This window comes from Salinibacterium sp. M195 (genome assembly GCF_019443965.1).
Lineage (GTDB): Bacteria > Actinomycetota > Actinomycetes > Actinomycetales > Microbacteriaceae > Rhodoglobus.
In genome coordinates this window covers 1313239-1334445 of record NZ_CP040814.1, presented here as the reverse complement: position 1 = coordinate 1334445, position 21207 = coordinate 1313239, and the positions used below count along the sequence as shown (strand labels likewise).

Below are 21207 nucleotides of genomic sequence, written 5' to 3'. Positions count from 1 at the left end.
CGTGAGCGGGCAATTGCCCCGCGGCACCAAAAATGCTCAGGAGAACTTGTGAAAAAATCGTGGAATCTGTACCGAGAGCTCTTGAGCGTGCTCCCGGCAAAGGCCCAGCGATTCCTCGTTCGCTATTCGATTTCACTCTCGCTGCTCTCTACCCTCGATGCAGCGGCGCTCGGATTGCTCGCCGTGGTCATCGGACCAATCGTCAGCGGCACCGACCCGAGTTTTCCCCTCATCGGAACCGTGAGTACGAATGGGCTTCTCGTTGCGCTCGGACTCATTTGCCTTCTCATCATCATGAAGGGCGTACTCTCGATCGTCGTTATTTGGCGGGCAACTCGCGTCTTCGCTAACTTCGAGCTTGTCATCGGTTCGCGACTCTTCGACAGCTATCTCAAGTCCACCTGGACGGAGCGCCTCAAGCGCAACTCTGCCGACGTCGTGCGCCTCACCGACAGCAGTGTTTCCGCAATGGTCTCAAGCTACCTTCGCCCCATCACCACCCTCCCCGGCGAAGTATTTAGCTTCGTCACCGTTGTCATTGTGCTGGCGTTCGTGCAGCCGCTCGTCGCGCTCACCGCACTCATCTACCTCAGCCTTCTCGGCATGGTCCTCTTCTTCTGGGTGACAAAACGTTCACGGGAAGCCGGCCGGGTGGGGTTGCGTTTCTCGCTTCGCAGTTCTCGCCTCATCACGGAGATGGTTGGTGCGCTCAAAGAAGTGACGCTGCGCAATAAGTCGCAAGAAGCAGCCGAAGTCGTTCGGGCGAACCGACGCCGAACAACTCAGGCACGGTCGAACGCACAATTTCTGGCGCAAGTGCCGCGGTTCATTCTGGAGTCTGGACTCATCGGCGGTTTCGTTGTAGTCGGACTCGTCGGACTCGCAACAGGCGGAGTTGCGGAAGCAACCTCCGCCGTAGCGCTCTTCGGGCTCGCGGGTTTTCGCATGGCCCCCTCCGTGGTCCGATTCCAATCAATCGTCTCGCAAATGGCGACGAGCGAACCACAGGCGCGAGCAGTACTGGCTGAGATCAAGCGGTCCGAATCGAGCACCAACGAGGGCGACGATCTCGGCCTGGAGCCACTTCCCGATAAGCCTAAAAATCTCAGGCTGAGCGATGTCACCTTCGAGTATTCCCCTGGCGCGACGCCCGCTCTCGATGAGGTCACGCTGAATATCCCGTTCGGCTCTACCGTTGCGTTTGTCGGCGCATCAGGCGCCGGGAAATCGACGATCGTCGACATTCTTCTCGGGCTGATGTCCCCGACAGCGGGCACCGTCGATATCGATGGAGTTGCACTAGACCGGATGACGCGGGCCTGGCGCGATCATGTCGCCTACGTGCCCCAAGACGTCGCCCTCTTCGACGCGACGGTCGCCCAGAATGTTGCCCTCACGTGGACCAATGACCTCGACGAAGACAAAGTGCGCGAAGCACTCCGGCAAGCTCAGCTTCTTGACACGATCGAATCTCGAGACGGAGGGATTCAGGCCCGGATCGGCGAACGCGGCCTTTCGCTCTCGGGAGGTCAACGTCAACGTTTGGGCATCGCCCGCGCCCTCTACGCCGAGCCGCTCTTTCTCGTCATGGATGAGGCAACGAGCGCGCTCGATACGACGACAGAAGCTGCTGTCGGCGACGCCATCCGCCGACTTAAAGGCTCGATGACCATCGTCACCGTCGCTCACCGTCTATCGACGGTCAAAGAAGCCGATCAGATTTTCTTCATGCGCGACGGAAAAGTTGTCGAAGGGGGAACGTTCGACGAACTCGTCGCCAAGGTTCCCGACTTTGCTATCCAGGCGAAGCTCGCCGGACTCGGCCCGCGCGAAGACTAGCCTCGCTGATGTGCCAGTAGGGCGTCAACGACAGCATCTGCCGCAGTGCCGCTGCCGTACGGCGCTTCATTGGTATCCGCCGGACGCGCGCGCTCGACACTGGACTTCAGCTTCGTGAGGTCCTCGCTGACGAGCTCGTTCCATCCCAGAGTCACCGTCTCGACCCACTCCGTTTCCGGACGAATCGTGGTGCAGGGAACGCGCAGCAAGAAAGCTTCTTTCTGCAGCCCACCGGAATCGGTTACCACTCCCGCGCTGTTACTGACGGCAGACACGAGTTCGGGATATGCCAACGGGCTGATCACGCGAATCGACCCTTGGTTCAGGTCGAGCTGATGTGTTTCGGCAAGAGCAACAAGTCGGGGGTGGGCCGCGAGAAGCACCGGATGCTTCAAGGACCCAAGCTGAGAAAGGATTTCGGCTAAGCGCTCGGGGTCGTCGGTGTTATCGGGACGGTGAAGAGTGGCCACATAGTATTCTTGCGGCTCAACGCCTTCCGGAAGCGGTACCGGGTTCGCCAGAATACGGTCGCGTACCGAGTAGAGCACATCAGTCATCACGTCACCGACCAGCACCGACTTCTCACCGAGGCCCTCATTGGCGAGGTGATCCATGGCGACTTGGGTGGGGGCGAGGAGAAGATCTGCGGCGTGATCCGTGAGCACACGATTGTGCTCCTCGGGCATCCGTCTATTGAAAGAACGCAACCCGGCCTCAAGATGAGCAACGGGAACGTGGATCTTGATCGCCGCGACTGCCGCGGCCAAGGTCGAGTTCGTGTCTCCGTAGACAAGCACCCAGTCAGGCTGATAGCGCTCGATAACCGGCTCAAGCTGCGCGAGCATGGCCCCGGTTTGTTCGCCGTGCTTGCCGGAGCCAATAGCGAGGTTCACATCGGGGGCGTCGATTCCGAGGTCACGGAAGAACACATCTGACATCAACTCGTCATAGTGCTGGCCAGTGTGAACAACAATGTGTTCTGCTCGCCCCCGCATCGCTTGGGAAATGGGCGCCAACTTAACAAACTGTGGGCGCGCGCCCACGACACTTAGTACTCGCACGCAGTCAGCCTAGCAAGGCCGTGCCGTACCGCCACGAGCTAAACCCAATAAACTAAGGCGCAATGACTTCCGAAGAAAATCGCCAACACCTTCTCTACGTCGCGTGGGCGTTTCCCCCTGCTCGCAACGCCGGAATGTATCGAGCCCTCGCCACGGCAAACGCCTTCGTTCGCGAAGGTTGGAACGTGACGGTGCTCACTGCGACCGAAGACACTTACGAGCGCTTGACCGGCTCTGACCCCGAGACGGTCAACTCAATTGACCCCCGAATTTCGGTTGTTCGAATTCCGTTTGACCCAGAACGGGGCGATACCAACATCGGGTCGTGGTCGCGGCTTCGCGTCTATTCCCCCCTGCTCTGGAATGCGTCGCGCTGGCTCGTATCTTTGGCGCAGTTCCCCGAGCTCGCCTACGGCTCCTGGAGAAAGCCGCTTGAACGTGCGGCGGAAAAGATCCACGAGGCGACGCCGGTCGATCTTGTGCTCGGAACCGCGAACCCCAACGTCGATTTCGCTGCCGCAAACCATCTCAATCGTCGATTCGGCATCCCCTTCGTGATTGATCATCGGGATGCCTGGCACCTCAATGTGTATTCAGGAAAACGCGTAGGTAAACGGTGGCACCGGTCGAATCGTCTTGAGCGATCGCTACTCGCACGGTGCACAGAAGCGTGGTTCGTCAACAAGCCAATCGAGCAGTGGCACTCCACCGAATATCCTCACGCAGCCGATAAATTTCATGTGGTCGCTAACGGCTACGACACCAGCTTTGTTGGAGACACGAGCAGCGCCCGGCCCGAAGGTTCACCACTCGTCTTTGGCTACTTGGGCACGATCTATGGCCCGATTCCCCTGCGCGAGGCGCTCGAAGGATGGGCGCTCGCGCGAGCGCGCGTGCCGCAACTTGAGAATGCGAAACTCGTCATTCGTGGTCGTCTCGGTCACTTCGCAGAAGCCGATCAAGAAGCTGCGAACCTATTGAAGTCGTTCGAAGGCGACAACGTAAGCTATGGCGGTCCCGTCAGCAAGACGCAGGTCTCGGCCACCTATCAAGACTTCGATGCCCTACTGCTCGTCATCAGCAAGAGCCGGTATGTGACGAGCGGCAAAGTGTTCGAATACGCGTCAACGGGGTTGCCGATTGCGGCGCTCCACGACCCCATCACCGCAGCAACCGGAATTCTCGAGGGGTACCCCAGCGTGCACTCCGCCACCGCTGTCGGTGCCGAAGAATTTGCCGCCGCGATTGAGTCAGCGGCAATTGCGGCGACGAACTCTACAGCCGAGACGCGGGCAGCGGCGCGCACGTGGGCCGCTCATCTGGAACGAGATGCACAATTGGCACCCCGAATTTCTGCTCTCCGCGAGACAATCGAAAGCGGTCGACAGTGAAGAAAGTCCTCGTCCTCATCGGTGGCGTCCCTAACTCATCCGCGGGAGCCACTCTCAGCGGTGAAAACTCCTACTTGAAGACTCTGCTCGCGGAGAACAGCGGCGAAATCGACTTGAGCGTCGTTTCCTTCGGTTTTCCTCGCGATGCAGAGGCACTCAATCAGAGCATCGTGCTTGAGAGCGTCAACAAACCTCTGCTTGATCGTCTTCTCAACGCGGTTGGTGCTCGCGCTCTCTATGCGCGACTCGCAACCTTTCCCATCGGGCGACTCATCAACTCCCTCGGTCCCCTAGACCAGGGCCGCGTGTATTGGCGGCACCTTCGCCGAGACCCCGCAGCCCGTGCTGCGCTCAAGGGCTCCGACATCATCGTGGCCGCTGACCTTGCGGCTGTGAAAAGTTCGTGGATCGCGCACAAACGCGGATGGTGCTCGCGCGCAGAGTACGACACCCGGGCATCCGGGCTTGGACTCGCATTTGCCACGCCAAGCACGAACGACCAAGGAAATACCCCGCGATAGTCCGCTAGCGGGAGTACGAGGCGACGAGGAGCTGACTCACCCGCTGCGGAGTGAAGAGGTCTTTTACTGTCTCAGCGATTTCTCCGGCACTGACCGAATCAGTTGACGAGCGCAGGTCAAGAATTGCCTCGGCGTAGGCAATCGGATTCTTGGCATCCTCGACGAAACGCGACACGGCCGCCGTCGAATAGTCAACGGCCCCGGTATCGGCACCGCTGACAATAGGCCGACCATGAGAGAGAGCTTCGGCGACAACGATGCAAAAGTTATCGCCAAGCGTGGGGAGCAGGAAGAGGTCAGACTCGTCGAGTCGCACCCCGACCTCGGTCTCGCTCAGGGCGCCGGTCAGCGTCAATTGATCAGCGAGGTTTAGTTGCTGCGCCCGAGCAACGAGTTCATCGCGCTGCGGGCCTTCGCCGACCCACGTGAGGTGGGCCGTCACGCCGCGACGCTTGAGCTCGGCAACAGTTTCCAGGGCACAGATCGCGCCTTTGCGCTCGATGATTCCCCCGATGCCCACGATCCTCAACACCGCTGGATCGTGCGGTGCAGCGGCTACAGCAGCCGGCGGAACGACGACACACGGAATCGTCACGATGGGCTTGCTGCGTACAGTGCGGATGGTGTTGGCTAGCCGATCACAGGCCACAATTACTTCATCGGGGCGCGCAAGAATCGGCATGAGTGCTCGACGCCCCAATCGCCCGCGAGCAGAAAGTGTCTCTGGCGCCGTCAACCCGGACCAGTGCTCGGTGTGAACCCAACGCGTCGATTTTCCTGGACGCGCGAACGCGAACAAAACGATCCCGGTCAGTGCGTGCGTGTGAACGACATCCGCTTCTGCCGCAGCAGCTCTCACGGCTTTGAGCGCCGAGAACCAGTCACGCAGGCGCCACCGATTAAACGGCACTCGGAGCGTGCGCACTCCGCGAACGTCCGTTTCACCGCTTCGAGATAGCGCTGTTGAGGCGGAGTCGAGGTGGACAACGCTCACGGAATGCTCAGCACTTAGCGCAAGAGCATCGCGCAAGACAAAGATCCCCGACTCAGCAGAGCCAGGGGTCGGAAACCACGGAGTGACCATCAGTACACGCACTGGTTCACGATAGCACCGCGCACCCAGCAGTCCGTCAGCGGGCGAGCATCACGAGTTCGCCCCACACTCGCTCACCGCGCTTAACACGCCACGAACATCTAGACTTGACCAGTTCGCACGCAGATAGCCATGCAGACCTAAAGGACTCTATTTCGTGAAAATTGCAGTTGTCGCTCTCGGTAAGATCGGCCTTCCCTTGGCCGTTCAATTCGCCTCGAAGGGCCACGACGTCGTTGGTGTTGATATCAACGCCGAGTTCGTCGACCTCATCAATAAAGGTATCGAGCCTTTTCCCGGTGAAGCCCACCTGCAAGAACGCTTGAGCGAACTCGTCCCCGCGGGCAAACTTCGTGCCACAACCGACTACGCCGACGCCATCCCCGGCGCCGATGCTGTTGTGCTCGTCGTACCGCTGTTTGTGGACAATGATGCCAAGCCCGATTTCGGGTGGATGGATGTCGCCACTCGGTCACTCGGTGAGCACCTGACCCCCGGCACCCTTGTTTCCTACGAAACGACTCTGCCTGTTGGCACGACCCGCAACCGTTGGAAGCCGCTGCTCGAAGAGGTCTCCGGCCTGACCGAAGGCACAGACTTCCACCTCGTCTTCTCCCCCGAGCGCGTTCTCACTGGCCGTGTCTTCGAGGACCTCCGCAAGTACCCCAAGCTTGTTGGCGGCTTATCTGCTGAAGGCGCCAAGCAAGCTACCGATTTCTACAACGCAGTGCTCGACTTCGACGCGCGCCCCGACCTGGCTCGCGAGAACGGTGTCTGGGATCTCGGTTCGGCTGAAGCATCCGAACTTGCCAAACTGGCGGAAACCACCTATCGCGACGTCAACATCGGGCTTGCCAACCAGTTCGCCCGCTTTGCCGGCGACAATGGCATCGACATTTACGCCGTTATCCAGGCGACGAACTCACAGCCATTCAGCCACATCCACCAGCCTGGAATCGCGGTCGGAGGCCACTGCATCCCCGTCTACCCGCGCCTGTACCTGTGGAACGATCCTGACGCCACCATCGTACGCGCCGCGCGCGAAGCGAACGCCGGAATGCCTGAGTACACGATTGGCCTCCTCGAAGGAGCCCACGGCGAAGTTAGCGGTGCTCGCGTCGTCGTTCTCGGCGCTGCGTATCGCGGTGAGGTCAAGGAGACAGCATTCTCTGGTGTCTTCGCCGCCGTAGAAGCTCTCACCAGCCGTGGCGCGACAGTGCTCGTGCACGACCCGCTCTACACCGACGACGAACTGACCAAACTCGGCTTCACTCCGTACCACTACGGTGAGCCGATCGACGCCGCCGTAGTGCAAGCCGATCACGCGGAGTACCGTACTCTCAGCGCAGAGCAGCTGCCCGGCATCCGCACGTTTGTTGATGGACGCCGTGTGAGCAGCGCCGAACAGTGGCCGGGTGTGACGTACCGCGTTATCGGGAAACCGACTCCGTAGTTTTCTCGTTGTGGTCGATCTCTGCTGCAGCTGCAGCTGAGATCGACATTTCGCGCGCCAGAATCACTACAAGAGCCGCGAACGCTAGCGATCCGACTCCCCAGACGATCATGGGTGCGGGAACTCCGGACCAGAACCATTCCGCTCCCGCGTTGAGGTTCCAACCAGGAGCGTCGTTTCCGGTGATGTAGCGGCGCATCGTCATGTGGAGCGCGACGAGGTAGGCCGCGCTCAGCGAGAGAACTATTGCGATCGTTTGCACGCGACCGAGCGCAAAACGTTTGCGGCCTACCTGCAGCACGAGGAGCCCGCCGAGCAGGACGACCAACGGCAAAATGTAGCGCGGCTGCACTTGCTCGCCCACGCGGTCTCCGCCCTGAGTCAGCACATAGGTAGGTAAGGCCCACAACACGAAACCGACCCCCGCTATTGCCGTCGCCTTACGCCAATCGAGCGTAGACAGCCCGACGAAGCCGATGCCGACGAATGCGGCCAAAGCGAGGAACGTGACTGCTTCAGGAAGCGGTGTATCGAGCCAACCGAGCGGCCAGCTTCCGAACGAACCAACCCACAGCGACGGAACGTTAAGGAAGTTGGACACCAAGAGACCGAAGCCTCCCAAGTTGTCGGCGGCGGCAACGGCTTGCTCCCCCGTCGGACCAGCTTCTTGTCCGCCGAAGCCATTAACACCGGAGGACGTCTGACGAGCGCTCAGGAAGAAGGCGGCGGCGACTACCGCCATAGCGAGAGGCAGAAGAGTCGACAGCCAGAATCGTTTCGTGTTGGCGAAAGCGAGGATTGCGGCGACGCCGAGCGCGCCAGTGACGTAGAGAGCTGCGTCACCGCGAGATCCAGCGGCCATGAGAACTGAAATCACCACGAGAACCGCGGAAGCCCACCGGGAAACAGGAGTACGCGCGTCATAGAAACTGAGGAGGGCGAGCCACGCGGAACCGACGCCGGCGACACCCCAGCCGCTTGGATTGTTCGAGGCCAGCAGGAAAACACCCAGCGGTAGCGTCGTAATTAGCCAGCCCCAGACCAAGGCGGGTCTGCGAGCGCGCGGCAACAGAACATACAGTGCCGTCGTAATCGCGACGAACAAGATCGAATTGAAAAGCCGCATCATCATGACAGAGAAGTGCTCATCCGGAGTCACGAAGACGCTCATCACCGAGTAATACAGCGGAGGGTACGCGCCCACGAAATTTCCGCGCTTCGATTCGACGAGTTCTCCGGCCTCAAAATCGAGGCTGTTCTGACACGCGGCACTGTCGTCGATGTAGAAGGCATAGCATGGCGATTCTAGGATCGCAGGTGGAACGAGCCGAGTGGCATCCGTGGAGCCAGGCTGGCAATACGCCTCGTTGCCCGTCGAACACCAGATGCTCACTAAGTGATAGTCGTCATCGGGCGCTGCTCCCATCGGCGAGGCGAATGCCCAAGCCGAGAGAGCGAGCAGCGCCAATACCGGCGCCAAAGCGATGAGACGAAAACGTCGCCGCAAGCGGGGTTGCCCGGACACGACAATAGGTTCAGAGCGTCCGGTTACCATCCGTACAGGTTATCTCAGAGAATGCGAGCGACGGCGGAACGCCGCCGTCAATCGACCGGTTGCAGAACGTCGCGCACCGCGTCGAGGGGACCACGGGAGTAGCGACCGTAGTGTCCAGACACGAGAGCTCTGGTGACGGGAGGAATGCGGCGCAATCGGCCTGCCGGGAGCGCATTGCGCATCTGTTCGTGCTGAAGCTTGGCGCGCGCGCGGTGCATGGTGTCGTCATCTACGCGCGACCCGAGGCGTTGGAGCCGGTCAACGAGCACCGTCATATTGGTTTCGAGTCGCGCATTGCGGGCACGTCGAGGCTCCATCATGCGCCCGAATTTGCCGGCCAGTGTGAGCTTAGTTGCGCCGATTTGGTTTGCGCCGTGCTGGCGATAGTCAATCGTGGGCTGCTCAATGATGTCGGTCGAGGCCACGGCCGCCGCGATCACCCCCAACCATTCATCGTGCACCCACGATGGGGGAAACGGTGCCGCAAACTCGACAAGGCTTTTTCGCAACACCGAACATGCCCCCGTCACTACGTTGCGGCGGAGCACAACCGAAAAAGCGTCACCCGAATGAATGCTGGCTATTTCGCCCGCTCCCACTTCCAATGCTCCCATCAGTGTCTGACCGACGGTCGCGCCCTCGGCATCGACGAGACGCGCATCACTATGGATGAGCGCAACGTCGGGGTGTGCCGCGAACTCCGTCACGAAAAGAGCAAGTCTGCCCGTGTGCCACACATCATCCTGATCGCTCAGCGCAATGAGATCGCCTGTGCACGCACGAATCGCCTGTTCAAAATTTTTGGTCACGCCGAGAGGGGGAACGTTTTCAAGAACGGTGAGCTTTACCGCGGGATAGCGTGCTGCGACCTCATGGACGATGGCGATCGTGGCGTCACGTGACGCGTCATCCGAGACAACAAGTTGCTGTGGCGCTGGCTGCTGTTCGAGGATGCTCACCAGTTGCTCTTCGATATACAAGGCACCATTGTGAGTGCACAAAGCCACCGAGATAGTGGGGGTCGACTCAAGCGCACTCATGGCTCCAGCTTAAGGCGAAGCACTCGCTTCACCGCGCAACGCCAAGCCAACTATCATTGGGGAGTTATGCCTGCCGATCTCACCCCTGGGGTGCTCCCCCGCGTTGCCGTTCTACTGGCGACCCACAACGGCCGGCGGTGGCTGCCCGAGCAACTCGACAGCGTGCTGAATCAGTCGGGCGTCGACGTAGAAGTCTTCGTTCGTGACGACGCGTCAACGGATGGCACAGCAGAGTGGCTCGCCGAACGCTCCGCAGCCGAACCGCGGTTGACGATCATTGCCAGCGATGGCGCTTCGGGCAGCGCTGCTGCCAACTTCTACCGCCTCGTTCAGCTCGCACCCGCCGACCGTGAGTTTTACGCGTTCTGCGACCAAGATGACATCTGGATCCCCACGAAGCTTTCTTCGCACGTTCGACTGAGCCTCGCCCTTGACGCAGACGGGGTGTCCTCGAACGTCACCTCGTTTACGGCGGACGGCTCTCGCAGCCTCGTCAAGAAAGACTTTCCGCAGCGACGATTCGACTATCTGTTGGAGAGCCCAGGACCGGGCTCAACATTTCTCCTCTCTCGCCGTCTCATCGCTCTCACGCGCGACTTCCTCAACTCCGCCCAGGCCGGGACGGTACCTCAGCATCACGACTGGCTGATCTACGTTCTCGCCCGCGCTCACGGCTGGCTTTGGCACATAGATTCTGTTCCTACCGTTGAGTACCGTCAGCACGATGCGAACGTCATGGGCGCTAACGTCGGCGCTCGCTCGGCGCTCTCGCGGTTGTCTTTAGTGCGCGAACAGTGGCATCGTGGTCAAGCTCAGCTGTTAACTCGCGTTGCCATTAGCGTCGCCAACGACACGTTCACTGCTGAACTGACACTGATGCGCGAGCTCGTAGATAAACGGGACCTGCGGTCTCGATTCGCCCTTGCTCGTCGAGCATCACAACTCAGGCGACGCCCAAGAGATCAGTGGATAATTGGCTTATTGATCGTCGCTGGTGTCTGGTGAATAGCAAGTCTGACGCAAACAGAGAAGGTAGCTCTATGAAAGTTCTCGTCGTCGGAGGTAGTGGCTTTATCGGCAGTCGCCTTCTCGAAGTTTTGCACGAGCAAGGCCACCAGTTCACCAATTTCGACCGTCACCGCTCGACGAAGTTTCCGGAACAATCGATCACTGGCGATGTGCGCTCCGCCGATGAACTAACGGCGGCGAGTGTTGGCCACGACGCGATCATCAACCTTGCCGCGGAACATCGGGATGACGTTTCGCCGCTGAGCCTCTACACCGAGGTCAATGTGGGTGGCGCTCACGCCCTTGTGGCCGCCGCGGAGGCCAACGGCATCCAGCGCATCGTTTTTACGAGCACCGTTGCGATCTACGGCCTCGACAAGAACAATGCTGCCGAAGACTCGGTGCCAGAACCCTTCAACGAATACGGTCGTTCAAAGCTCGTAGCCGAGGGCGTTTTCAGCGAATGGGCGAACGCGGATGCCGCACGCTCGTTAGCGATGGTGCGACCGTCAGTCGTGTTCGGCGAAGGCAACCGCGGCAACGTGTACAACCTGGCAAAGCAGGTCTCCTCTGGCCGCTTCATCATGGTGGGCAAGGGCGAAAACAAGAAGTCGATGGCGTACGTCGGCAACATCGTCGGCTACATCGCAAGCAGACTCGAGGCTCCTGCAGGCATCGAGATCCGCAATTTCGCTGACAAGCCCGATCTGTCGACGAAGGATCTCATCTCGATTTTGCGCGACGAAATGAACATTCACGCTGCCAGTGGATTGCGCCTACCACTCGCGCTGGGGATAGCCGCCGGCTACGTCTTTGACGCTGCCGCTAAGATCACCAGACGAACTTTTCCCATTAGCGCTGTTCGAATTCGCAAGTTCGCCGCCGATACAACGGTGAACACCGATCGGCTGCGCGACTCCGGCTACACCGCCACGTACAGCTTGCAGGAAGCCCTCAAGCGAACCTTGGCCTCAGAATTTCCCACCTCTGGCGCTTCAGCACGCTCCACAGACTCTGCACCCAATTCAGATAGGAACCCCTCATGAAGATCCTCGTGACCGGCGGCGCCGGATTCATCGGCTCGAACTTCGTTCGACGCACACTAGAAGACACCTACCCTGGTCTTGCTGGTGCCGATGTCGTGGTGCTTGATGCCTTGACCTACTCGGGAAACCTCGAAAATCTGGCACCGATCGCCGACTCGCCCCGCTACACATTCGTTGAGGGCGACATCCGCGATGCTGATCTGCTCGACCAGCTTCTGGGTGACGTCGACACGATCGTGCACTTCGCCGCAGAGTCACACGTTGACCGCTCAGTGCGCGATGCCAGCGCTTTTGTCGAGACGAACGTTCTCGGTACGCAACGCCTGCTCGATGCTGCACTTCGCGCCAAGACACCTCGGTTTGTTCACGTCTCAACAGACGAGGTCTACGGCTCGATTGCGGAAGGTTCGTGGGACGAACTTCGCCCGCTCGAGCCCAACTCGCCGTACTCGGCGTCCAAGGCTGGCAGCGACCTGCTCGCGCGCAGCTACTACCGCACCCACGGACTCAACGTGTCAATCACACGCTGTTCTAACAACTACGGTCCGTACCACTTCCCCGAGAAGCTGATTCCCTTGTTCGTCACCAATCTGATCGACGGCAAACACGTTCCCCTCTACGGCGAGGGCAACAACATCCGCGACTGGCTGCACGTTGACGACCACTGCCGCGGCATCGCTCTCGTCGTATCGGGTGGTCGGGCTGGCGAAATCTATAACATCGGCGGCGGCACAGAACTCACCAACAAGGAGCTCACCCAGATGCTCCTCGACCACACCGGCACCGACTGGTCATCAGTCGACCGCGTTGAGGATCGCCTCGGTCACGACCTGCGCTACAGCGTCGACATCTCCAAGATTCAGTCTGAGCTTGGCTATGCACCTCAGGTGCCGTTCGAGCAGGGTCTCGCTGACGTTGTGCAGTGGTACCGCGACAACCGCCAGTGGTGGGAACCGCTCAAGGACAAGGCTGCGCTGTGACGCGAATCGCTGTGGTTGGTGCTGGCGGAATGCTCGGCACCGACCTCATGCACGCCCTCAGCGGCCGTGAAGCCACTGGGTTCACTCGCGCCGAGCTCGACATCACCGACGGTACAGCTACTCTCGCAACGCTGGAGGGTTTCGACGTCATCATCAACACATCGGCGTACACCCGAGTGGATGACGCTGAGACTGACGAAGAGAACGCTCACCTCGTCAACGCGGTTGGGCCACACAACCTGGCTCGTGCCGCAGCAAAACACGGATCTCGGCTCGTGCAGCTTTCGACAGACTACGTATTCGACGGCACGGCCACCGAGCCTTACCTCGAAGATGCTCTCCGGCATCCGGTATCCGCCTACGGCCGCACGAAGGCTGCAGGCGAGTTGCTAGCTCTCGAGCACAATCCCGGTCGCACGGCGATTGTGCGTACCGCTTGGCTTTATGGCAAGAACGGGTCGAATTTTCCCCGCACCATGCTGAAGCTTGCTGCAGACCGCGACACTCTCGAAGTTGTTAACGACCAGAGAGGTCAGCCCACTTGGACGGGTGATCTCGCTGATCAACTTGTTGCCCTCGTTGATGCCGGAACTCCCGCTGGAATTTTCCACGGCACAAATTCGGGACAAGCTACGTGGTTCGATCTTGCTCAAGCCGTTTTCGTCTGCGCCGGACTCGATCCTGATAGGGTCAAGCCGACCGACAGTTCAGCTTTTCAGAGGCCTGCGCCCCGACCAAGCTTTTCTGTACTCGGTCACCATGCGTGGCTCGATGCGGGGATTGAACCAATGCGTGATTGGAAGCAGGCCCTTCAGGCCGCCTTTGAATCAGGAGCGTTGACTGCCGAATGACCAATCTCCGCGTCATCATCGATGAGATGCTCTCGCCGAATCACGGCAGCGTCGCCCGATATTCGGAAGAGTTGACGAGAGGGCTCATCGCGAGCGCGCCGAACAACTGTTATGTGGAAGCATTCGTATCGGCGTCAACCGACGCTGAATACGCGCTTATTGCTGAACGGCTACCGAACCTGGCGAAGCTGCATAAGAGTGCGCTCAGCCGCCGTGAGTTGCGGGCATCCTGGCAGCACGGTTTCACGAAAATTCCGGGCACCGGAATGCTGCACGCTACGAGCCTCCTCGCCCCGCTTCGCCGCCACGACCGCCTCCATCGCGGCGATCAAATCGTGGTGACGGTGCACGAAACCGTCGCTTGGACGCGCCAAGACCAGCTCGGAAGCCGTCAGGCAAGCTGGAGCCGCGCGATGCTTGCCCGTGCTGAGAAGTATGCCGACGCCGTAGTGGTTCCCAGCCACACCGTTGCCCAGCAGCTTGACGAGATTGCCCAGTTCGGCGATCGGGTGCGCGTTATTAGTGGTGCCCCAAGTACGAGTTTGCGCGTGCCCGACAACGGTGAAGAACGAGCAGAAGAGCTCAACCTGCCCGAGCGATTCTTGCTCGCCATCGGTGGCCTTGATCCGAATCGCGCGATCGATCACCTTATCCGTGCCCTCCGCGACGTCGACGATGATGTAGTTCTGCTTTTGGTAGGGCCAGAGCCCGACGATGAAACGATCGCCGCCTTCGTCGCTTCCGAAGGGATCCGTCCTGAGCGTGTTCGTTGCCTCGGCACTCTCAGCAACGAAGACCTGTCGGTGGCTTTCGACCATGCATCGGCATTCGTGTATCCCAACCTAGATGTCGGATTCGGGATGCCTGTGCTTGAGGCTCTCTCGTTTGGTATTCCTGTCGTGCACTCTGATGCGCCCGCACTGGTGGAACTTGCCGCTGATGCCGGAGTCGTTGTCGAACGCGAGCCGTCAGAAGGCTATAGCGAGGCGCTTGCCGAAGGGGTCAATCGGGTGCTGAACGATGCTCCATTCGCTGAGCGGCTCTTCTATGCCGGTCAGGATCGTTCCCGCGCATTCAATTGGCGCATGTCAGCGGAAAAGGTCTGGCAACTGCACGCTGACCTGTAATAGCCGCCACTATTCGGCGCCGGCTATTCGGTGCTGTCGTCTACCACCGTTGGCACTGTAGCTCCGGCCACGAGCTCGCGAACATACTCGAAGTCGGGGTACTCAGGATCGATGTCGTTTGCCGGAACTAACTCGAGCGAACCAATCGGCAGCGCACGGGTTTTCGACGCGAGGTTCACAAAGTAACCCAAGCTTCCTTGAGGAACATCGGTCGTGACCACTTTCGAGCTGGCTGACGCAATCGCTTGAAACTTCGTCAACACGTTTGACGGAGTGAATTGTTCGACAACGGCTTGCTGCAGCTGACGCTGCCGCCCCATTCGGTCGTAGTCAGTGGTGTCGTGGCGTGAACGGGCGAACCAGAGCGCGTGGTAGCCATCCATCACTTGCACGCCGGCGGGAATCCACTCGGCAACAATGGTGAATTCGGGATCGCTATGAATCGGCACTGCTTCTTCAACATTGATCGTGACGCCACCGAGCGAGTCGATGAGGTCAGAGAACCCTTGCATGTCGATAAGGGCGTAGTACTGGATGCTGAGGCCGGTGATTCCTTCGACGGCGTCACGCATTGCTTCGATTCCGGGTGTGCTTCCGTTGGCAACAGCGTCGGGATACAGCTCTGGGGTGTTGAGCTCGACTTCGGTGTAGATGGAATTCAGCAGGCATACGTCAACGTCGCAGCCATAGACGCCATAGCCTTCCGGGTATTTGTCAGCGAGGGGCGAACCGGCAACGAACGGAGTGCGCTCCATGTTTCGGGGTAGCCCAATCAAGACAGCTTCGCCCGTTTCCGCGTCGATGCTGGCCAGAGTGATGCTGTCGGGGCGCAAACCGTCACGGTCTGCGCCAGCGTCTCCTCCCAGCAAGAGGATGTTGTAACGTCCGTTGACGGGTTCCTTGGTGGGGGCGGCGATGAAGACATCGCTCAGGAATGAGTTAGCTGTCGTGGCTACGTAGGCGCCGTACCCGGCAGTGCCGGCAACGGCAACAAGCACGAGGGCACTAAAGGCAGCGACGAGGGTTCGGCCTCCGGTACTGGCTCGGCCGAGATTCGCCAACCGCCAGGCGTTGACGGTCAGCACAAGCCACAGCACTGCATAGAAGGCCAGCATTATGGCGATTGCCCAGAGACCGATCGTGCTGCTGCCGATCGTGAGCAGCACCGCCGGAGCCGCAGTCATCAATATGATCGCGAGCACCACGAGGAGCACGAAGATCAAGCTCGCGACGACCCCAAAACGCCCAAGCTTGCGATTTCCGGCGAGCAACTGGGCCGAGCCGGGAATAAGAATGTTGAGGCCGAGTAGCCACCACGCGCGCTTTGTCATCGTCGCCGCCGAACGGTCGGCTGGCTGACGGAGTGAACTAGATGCGCTCACAGGCTCGCGTTCAGTGCAGCGTTCTTGTCATCCACCATTGCCTCGAGGCTTGCCGCGTAGTCGGCCAGCTTCTGAGTCAATTCGGCATCACCAGAGCCGAGGATGCGCGCGGCGAGGATTCCCGCGTTTCGTGCTCCACCAATCGAGACAGTTGCGACGGGGATGCCCGCGGGCATTTGCACAATCGACAGCAACGAATCCATGCCGTCAAGCTTGGCGAGAGGAACAGGAACGCCGACAACCGGGAGGGTAGTAACTGCGGCGAGCATGCCAGGCAAGTGGGCTGCTCCGCCAGCGCCCGCAATGATCACTCGAATGCCACGACTGGCAGCCTCTTTGCCGAACGCAATCATTTTTTCGGGGCTGCGGTGGGCCGAAACCACGCTGACTTCGTGCACAATTCCAAAGTCTTTGAGCGCGGCAGAAGCGTCGACCATGACCTTCCAGTCAGAGTCTGATCCCATTACGACGGCTACTTGCGGTTGAGTCACGGAACCCATGCTAGATGTCAATCCTTGAGAATCGCCGCTGCGGCACGCGCGCGGTACACGACATCGTCGAGGTCAACACCGCTCACGTTCACGTGTCCGACCTTGCGACCGGGTCGCGGGGCTTTGCCATATTCGTGAAATTTGGCGGTGGGTTGGTTGGCGAGGGCGAGCGGATAACGCTCAGCGATGGTTCCGGATGTTGGTCCCCCGAGAACGTTGATCATGACGGTCCACGGCGAGCGCGCATCTGTCGCGCCGAGAGGCAGATCGAGCACGGCCCGCAAGTGTTGTTCGAATTGGCTGGTGACCGCGCCATCCATGGTCCAGTGCCCGCTGTTGTGGGGGCGCATGGCGAGCTCATTGATCAGCAGTTGCCCATCGGCGGTCTCGAAGAGTTCCACCGCGAGAACACCAGTGACGCCGAGCTTGTCGGCGACGGTGCGAGCGATCTCGGCTGCGGCAGCCGCCGTTGGCGCGGTGAGCGATGGCGCTGGCGCGATGACTTCAGCGCACACCCCGTCTTGTTGGATTGATTCCACGAGAGGCCAGAGGGCTACTTCGCCACTAGGACTACGTGCGGCGAGTTGTGCAAGTTCCCGAGTGAATGACACCAACTCTTCGGCAAGGAGTGGCCCACCCGCTTCGAACCAGTCTGCGACGTCGCTGGACTCTGAGACAACACGAACACCTTTGCCGTCATAGCCTCCGCGAGGAGTTTTGACGATCACCCGACCGCCGTTGGCAGCAAGAAAGTCCTCAAGCTCGGCTGGCGTCGACACGCTCGCCCATTCAGGAACGGGCAGCCCCAGGCGCGTGAGCTCTTGGCGCATCAGAATCTTGTCTTGAGCAACCGCGAGTGGTGCTGCGCCCGGGTGCACGGAGACCCCGGCCTCGGCCAACTGAGCCAGCACATCCTGAGGCACGTGCTCATGGTCGAACGTAATCACGTCAACATCGCGAGCAAACTCAAGAACGGTGGCCGCATCCCGATAGTCGCCGACCGCAGTGGCGGCAATCGCGGCAGACATTCCTTCGGCCTCCGCGAGCACGCGCAACTCGAAACCGAGCTCGATTGCGCGCGGGATCATCATTCTGGCCAGCTGGCCTCCGCCAATTACGCCCACGATTGGTGGCACTAGTGACTCCTGCACTGTCTAGGATGATGCCCAGCTTCGGGCCTAGCTTGGACGGTTAGACTTCCAACCGCCCTGCCCCATTCTTGTCTACCACGGAGATCACATGCGAAAGCTGCTCGGCCAGTTTCTGCGTTTCGGCGTAGTAGGGCTCGGCGGGCTTGTGATCGATGTCGCGGTATTCAATCTGTTGCGGCTCACAATTCTCTCACCGGACGTTCTTCATGAAGGACCGGTGATCGCCAAAATCATCTCGACCACTTTGGCCATCGGCGCCAATTGGATTGGCAATCGTCGCTGGACTTTCGCCACTTCGGCACGCACTCGTGCCACTCGCGAAGGCGTCGAGTTTGCTCTCGTTAGCATCGCCGGAATGGGGATCGGGGTGCTCAGCCTGTGGGTATCCCACTACGTTCTTGGCTATACCTCGCTCCTTGCCGACAACATTGCCACGAACGTTGTGGGCCTCGCGCTGGGGGCGTTCTTCCGTTTTGCTCTCTACCGCTGGTGGGTTTTCAGCCCCCACCGCGAAGTAGTCACTGCTAATTCGGGCCTAGGGGCGACCGAGAGCGCGGTACGTCCAGCCGGCCTCGCGCCACTGCACCGGGTCCAAACAGTTTCTACCGTCGAGGATCGCGCGCACCGAAACGACTGAGCCGAGCGCGACGGGATCGATGTTTCGATATTCGCGCCACTCGGTCAGCACAAGTACGACATCAGCATCGCGGGCGGCCTCTTCCGCAGTAGCCACATAGTCGAGCTCAGGGCGCAAGCGGCGCGAGGTTTCGACTGCTTGGGGGTCGGTCGCCCGAACGTTCCCACCCAACTCAGCAAGGCGAGCGGCAACGTCGAGCGCGGGAGAATCCCGCACATCGTCAGAATCTGGCTTGAAAGCGAGGCCAAGAACCGCAATCTTTGCGCCCTCGATGTTTCCGCCGAGAACCTCGCGACACAGGTCAACCATGCGCTCACGGCGGCGAAGGTTGATCGCATCAACCTCACCGAGGAAGTTCAGCGCGTCGCCGGCTCCTAGCTCTGACGCGCGCGCCATAAAGCCTCGGATGTCCTTCGGGAGACAGCCACCGCCGAATCCGAGACCGGCATTGAGAAAGCGGCGGCCGATGCGCTGGTCATAACCGATGGCATCCGCAAGCTGGGTGACATCAGCACCGGTGACCTCAGCAACCTCGGCCATGGCGTTGATGAACGAAATTTTTGTCGCAAGGAACGCGTTAGCGGCAACTTTGACGAGTTCCGAGGTGGCAAAGTCCGTGACTACTCGAGGAATCTCTTGAGCGAGCGCTGAGGCGTACACCTCATCGAGCACGGCGACAGAGTGGTCATCGCCCGGCCGCACACCATAGACGAGGCGATCGGGGCTGATGGTGTCTTTTACCGCATAGCCTTCGCGCAAGAATTCTGGATTCCACACGAGGTGCGCCCCGGCTGCTTCAACGAGCTCGGCAAGCCGCTGAGCGGTTCCCACCGGCACCGTTGATTTTCCGACGACGACGTCGCCAGGCGAGACCTGGAGAACGATCGCCTCGAATGCCGACTCAACGGCGCGCAAATCGACCGCATTCGAGTCTTCCTGCTGCGGAGTGCCCACGGCAACAAAATGCACCGCTGCCCCTCGCGCGAGACGCATGTCGGTCGAGAAAGTGAGAGCCCCCGTCGCGAGCGTCTCGCTTAAGAGTTCGGGAAGCCCTGGCTCATAGAAGGGCGCCTTAGCGGAGGACAGCAGGTCAATTTTCGCCTGATCGATGTCGATACCGACAACAACATGGCCGAGTTTTGCGAGCGAGGACGCATGAACAGCACCCAGGTAGCCGCATCCAATAACTGAGATCTTCACGTTGCGCACCCTATCTGATCAGGGTTGACAGAACATAACGTGCAGCGCTGAATCTAGCGAGTTCCCCAGACTGTCGTTTCGTCCGAGGGCTGCGATTCTTCACGTTGGCGTCTCATCGAAACAACATTCTGGTTGTTTTCCATGAGGTCGTGAAGAGCTGCTTGAGTGAGAGAGACCGACGGGATGTCCCGCAACACGACCGGGTAGTCGTGACCGGCGTTAATGAGCAAATCGCCGCTGCCGAACATCCGCTGCACCCAGGTTTGACGCACGGTCACGTCATAGCCGCGGCTGTGCAAAAGCTCTTGCCGAACGCGGATAAAGACACCGCTCGAGAGCACGACGCGGCGTGTGGTGATGGTGTAGTTTCTGGCAAGCCAGCTGAAGTAGGGCAAGAACCAGGCGAAAACGATAAGAACGAGTCCCGCGGTCAGCAGCGCAAGATTCTGCCAGTCTTCGGCGAAGCTGCCGAAGTAAAAGCCCACAGCCGCTGCCACAGCAACGAGAACGATGCCGGGAAAGACCAAAGCACGCGCGTGTGAGCGAACGCGGGCAACTATTGCCTCGCGTTGAACACTCACTGTCTCATTTGGCATAGCTCATTCATACCGCAGGTGGGTGACGTCGCCAGCCGCGACGTGCTGCAAGCCGTTGTTCGCGTCATCCCGCACTACCAGCTGCCCGTGATCATCGATGGTTTCGGCCGTGCCGAATAGTCGACCGCCACCGGGAAGCTCTACCCGCACGCGTCGGCCGATTGTTCCACACTCGGCTCGCACGGCATCCGCGAGCCCGCTGCGCACCGGGTCGAGTCCGCCGACAACAAACTGTTCATAAAGACCCACGAGTTCCGTCAAATAGCGACTGAGTGCGAGATCGACGCCAGGATCGACTCCTTCCAGCAGCAAAGACGTTGAGACGGATGTCGGCAGCTCATCGCGCTCGATTGTGAGGTTCAGCCCGGCGCCGACGACGACTCCCGTGCCGTCCGAAACCAGCTCTGAGAGTAAACCGGAAACTTTCATGCCCTCGATCTGCACGTCATTTGGCCACTTCAGGGTCACCTCGCGATCGGTGACCAGGGTGCGCACGGCGCGAGCCATTGCCAGACCGCCGATCAACGGCATCCAGGCCAAAGATTCGATAGTGGCGTCGCTCGGCGCCAGCAGCACCGAGACAGCCAGTGTTCTGCCAGGCGGCGCGATCCACTCCCGACCGAGCCTGCCGCGTCCTGCCGTCTGATCTGTGGTGATCATCGCAGCAAGGTGCTGCGCGTCGCCGCGCGCGGCTTGCGCCATCAGTTCGTGGTTGGTTGAACCGACCTGCTCACGGTACTGAAGGTCGGCGAGAACCGCGGTGCTCAAAGGGAGTTGCATCGCTT

The 21207-nt window shown here is 60.0% G+C and carries 20 protein-coding genes; 10 read left to right on the top strand and 10 right to left on the bottom strand.

Annotated features, from left to right (window positions below; genetic code table 11):
* Positions 1 to 48 precede the first annotated feature (48 nt).
* A complete protein-coding gene (locus FFT87_RS06380; RefSeq protein WP_255560096.1) occupies positions 49 to 1839 on the top strand; it encodes an ABC transporter ATP-binding protein in 1791 nt (596 codons plus the stop codon).
* Here the strand turns inward: FFT87_RS06380 and wecB are convergent.
* Entirely contained in the window at positions 1836 to 2900 is a 1065-nt protein-coding gene (gene wecB, locus FFT87_RS06375) for a non-hydrolyzing UDP-N-acetylglucosamine 2-epimerase (RefSeq protein WP_219950477.1), read from the bottom strand. The two genes, FFT87_RS06380 and wecB, sit on opposite strands and share 4 nt — an antisense overlap.
* 62 nt (positions 2901 to 2962) lie before the next feature.
* On the opposite strand from wecB, the gene FFT87_RS06370 reads away from it, so the two are divergent.
* Both FFT87_RS06370 and FFT87_RS06365 read left to right on the top strand, forming a co-directional pair.
* Positions 2963 to 4291 carry a glycosyltransferase gene (locus FFT87_RS06370; protein WP_219950476.1) on the top strand — a complete coding sequence of 443 codons (1329 nt, stop codon included), beginning with the start codon at positions 2963 to 2965 and terminating at the stop codon, positions 4289 to 4291.
* Positions 4288 to 4812, top strand: coding sequence for a hypothetical protein (locus tag FFT87_RS06365; protein WP_219950475.1), 525 nt, complete (start codon positions 4288 to 4290; stop codon positions 4810 to 4812). The genes FFT87_RS06370 and FFT87_RS06365 overlap by 4 nt, the downstream gene beginning before the upstream one ends.
* A 4-nt stretch (positions 4813 to 4816) precedes the next feature.
* Here FFT87_RS06365 and FFT87_RS06360 read toward each other — a convergent pair whose 3' ends face one another.
* Positions 4817 to 5908 (bottom strand): glycosyltransferase family 4 protein, encoded by a 1092-nt coding sequence (locus tag FFT87_RS06360; protein WP_219950474.1) that lies wholly within the window; start codon positions 5906 to 5908, stop codon positions 4817 to 4819.
* Between the two features lie 154 nt (positions 5909 to 6062).
* Here FFT87_RS06360 and FFT87_RS06355 point away from each other — a divergent pair, with 154 nt between their 5' ends.
* Entirely contained in the window at positions 6063 to 7358 is a 1296-nt protein-coding gene (locus tag FFT87_RS06355; RefSeq protein ID WP_219950473.1) for a nucleotide sugar dehydrogenase, read from the top strand.
* On the opposite strand, the gene FFT87_RS06350 is transcribed toward FFT87_RS06355, so the two are convergent.
* Together FFT87_RS06350 and FFT87_RS06345 are read right to left on the bottom strand one after the other, a co-directional pair.
* Entirely contained in the window at positions 7336 to 8883 is a 1548-nt protein-coding gene (locus FFT87_RS06350) for a DUF2142 domain-containing protein (protein ID WP_255560095.1), read from the bottom strand. The genes FFT87_RS06355 and FFT87_RS06350 overlap by 23 nt on opposite strands.
* A gap of 77 nt (positions 8884 to 8960) precedes the next feature.
* Entirely contained in the window at positions 8961 to 9953 is a 993-nt protein-coding gene (locus FFT87_RS06345) for a glycosyltransferase family 2 protein (protein WP_219950471.1), read from the bottom strand.
* Positions 9954 to 10019: 66 nt separating this feature from the next.
* Here FFT87_RS06345 and FFT87_RS06340 point away from each other — a divergent pair, with 66 nt between their 5' ends.
* The 5 genes from FFT87_RS06340 to FFT87_RS06320 are packed head-to-tail and all read left to right on the top strand — an operon-like array spanning position 10020 to position 14965.
* Positions 10020 to 10958: a glycosyltransferase family 2 protein gene (locus tag FFT87_RS06340; protein ID WP_219950470.1), complete on the top strand. Its 939-nt coding sequence runs from the start codon at positions 10020 to 10022 to the stop codon at positions 10956 to 10958.
* 35 nt (positions 10959 to 10993) lie between these two features.
* A complete protein-coding gene (locus FFT87_RS06335; RefSeq protein ID WP_219950469.1) occupies positions 10994 to 12007 on the top strand; it encodes an NAD(P)-dependent oxidoreductase in 1014 nt (337 codons plus the stop codon).
* Positions 12004 to 12987: a dTDP-glucose 4,6-dehydratase gene (rfbB, locus tag FFT87_RS06330; protein WP_219950468.1), complete on the top strand. Its 984-nt coding sequence runs from the start codon at positions 12004 to 12006 to the stop codon at positions 12985 to 12987. The genes FFT87_RS06335 and rfbB overlap by 4 nt, the downstream gene beginning before the upstream one ends.
* Positions 12984 to 13838 carry a dTDP-4-dehydrorhamnose reductase gene (gene rfbD, locus FFT87_RS06325; protein ID WP_219950467.1) on the top strand — a complete coding sequence of 285 codons (855 nt, stop codon included), beginning with the start codon at positions 12984 to 12986 and terminating at the stop codon, positions 13836 to 13838. Before rfbB ends, rfbD begins: the two co-directional genes overlap by 4 nt.
* Positions 13835 to 14965 carry a glycosyltransferase gene (locus FFT87_RS06320; protein WP_219950466.1) on the top strand — a complete coding sequence of 377 codons (1131 nt, stop codon included), beginning with the start codon at positions 13835 to 13837 and terminating at the stop codon, positions 14963 to 14965. Before rfbD ends, FFT87_RS06320 begins: the two co-directional genes overlap by 4 nt.
* Positions 14966 to 14988: 23 nt before the next feature.
* Here FFT87_RS06320 and FFT87_RS06315 read toward each other — a convergent pair whose 3' ends face one another.
* Genes FFT87_RS06315 through FFT87_RS06305 form a run of 3 tightly spaced genes read right to left on the bottom strand, consistent with a single transcriptional unit; the run spans position 14989 to position 17974 of the window.
* Positions 14989 to 16347, bottom strand: coding sequence for an LCP family protein (locus tag FFT87_RS06315; protein ID WP_255560093.1), 1359 nt, complete (start codon positions 16345 to 16347; stop codon positions 14989 to 14991).
* Positions 16344 to 16847 (bottom strand): 5-(carboxyamino)imidazole ribonucleotide mutase, encoded by a 504-nt coding sequence (purE, locus tag FFT87_RS06310; RefSeq protein ID WP_219950465.1) that lies wholly within the window; start codon positions 16845 to 16847, stop codon positions 16344 to 16346. The genes FFT87_RS06315 and purE overlap by 4 nt, the downstream gene beginning before the upstream one ends.
* Before the next feature lie 8 nt (positions 16848 to 16855).
* Entirely contained in the window at positions 16856 to 17974 is a 1119-nt protein-coding gene (locus tag FFT87_RS06305; RefSeq protein WP_219950464.1) for a 5-(carboxyamino)imidazole ribonucleotide synthase, read from the bottom strand.
* Between the two features lie 103 nt (positions 17975 to 18077).
* Between FFT87_RS06305 and FFT87_RS06300 the strand changes: the two genes are divergently transcribed.
* Entirely contained in the window at positions 18078 to 18626 is a 549-nt protein-coding gene (locus FFT87_RS06300) for a GtrA family protein (protein WP_219950463.1), read from the top strand.
* Here the strand turns inward: FFT87_RS06300 and FFT87_RS06295 are convergent.
* The 3 genes from FFT87_RS06295 to FFT87_RS06285 are packed head-to-tail and all read right to left on the bottom strand — an operon-like array spanning position 18525 to position 21202.
* Entirely contained in the window at positions 18525 to 19826 is a 1302-nt protein-coding gene (locus FFT87_RS06295) for a UDP-glucose/GDP-mannose dehydrogenase family protein (protein WP_219950462.1), read from the bottom strand. The two genes, FFT87_RS06300 and FFT87_RS06295, sit on opposite strands and share 102 nt — an antisense overlap.
* Positions 19827 to 19879: 53 nt before the next feature.
* Positions 19880 to 20422 carry a PH domain-containing protein gene (locus FFT87_RS06290; RefSeq protein WP_219950461.1) on the bottom strand — a complete coding sequence of 181 codons (543 nt, stop codon included), beginning with the start codon at positions 20420 to 20422 and terminating at the stop codon, positions 19880 to 19882.
* A 3-nt stretch (positions 20423 to 20425) separates the two neighbouring features.
* Positions 20426 to 21202, bottom strand: a complete 777-nt coding sequence (locus FFT87_RS06285; RefSeq protein WP_255560092.1) for a biotin--[acetyl-CoA-carboxylase] ligase — start codon at positions 21200 to 21202, stop codon at positions 20426 to 20428.
* Between the last annotated feature and the right edge of the window lie 5 nt (positions 21203 to 21207).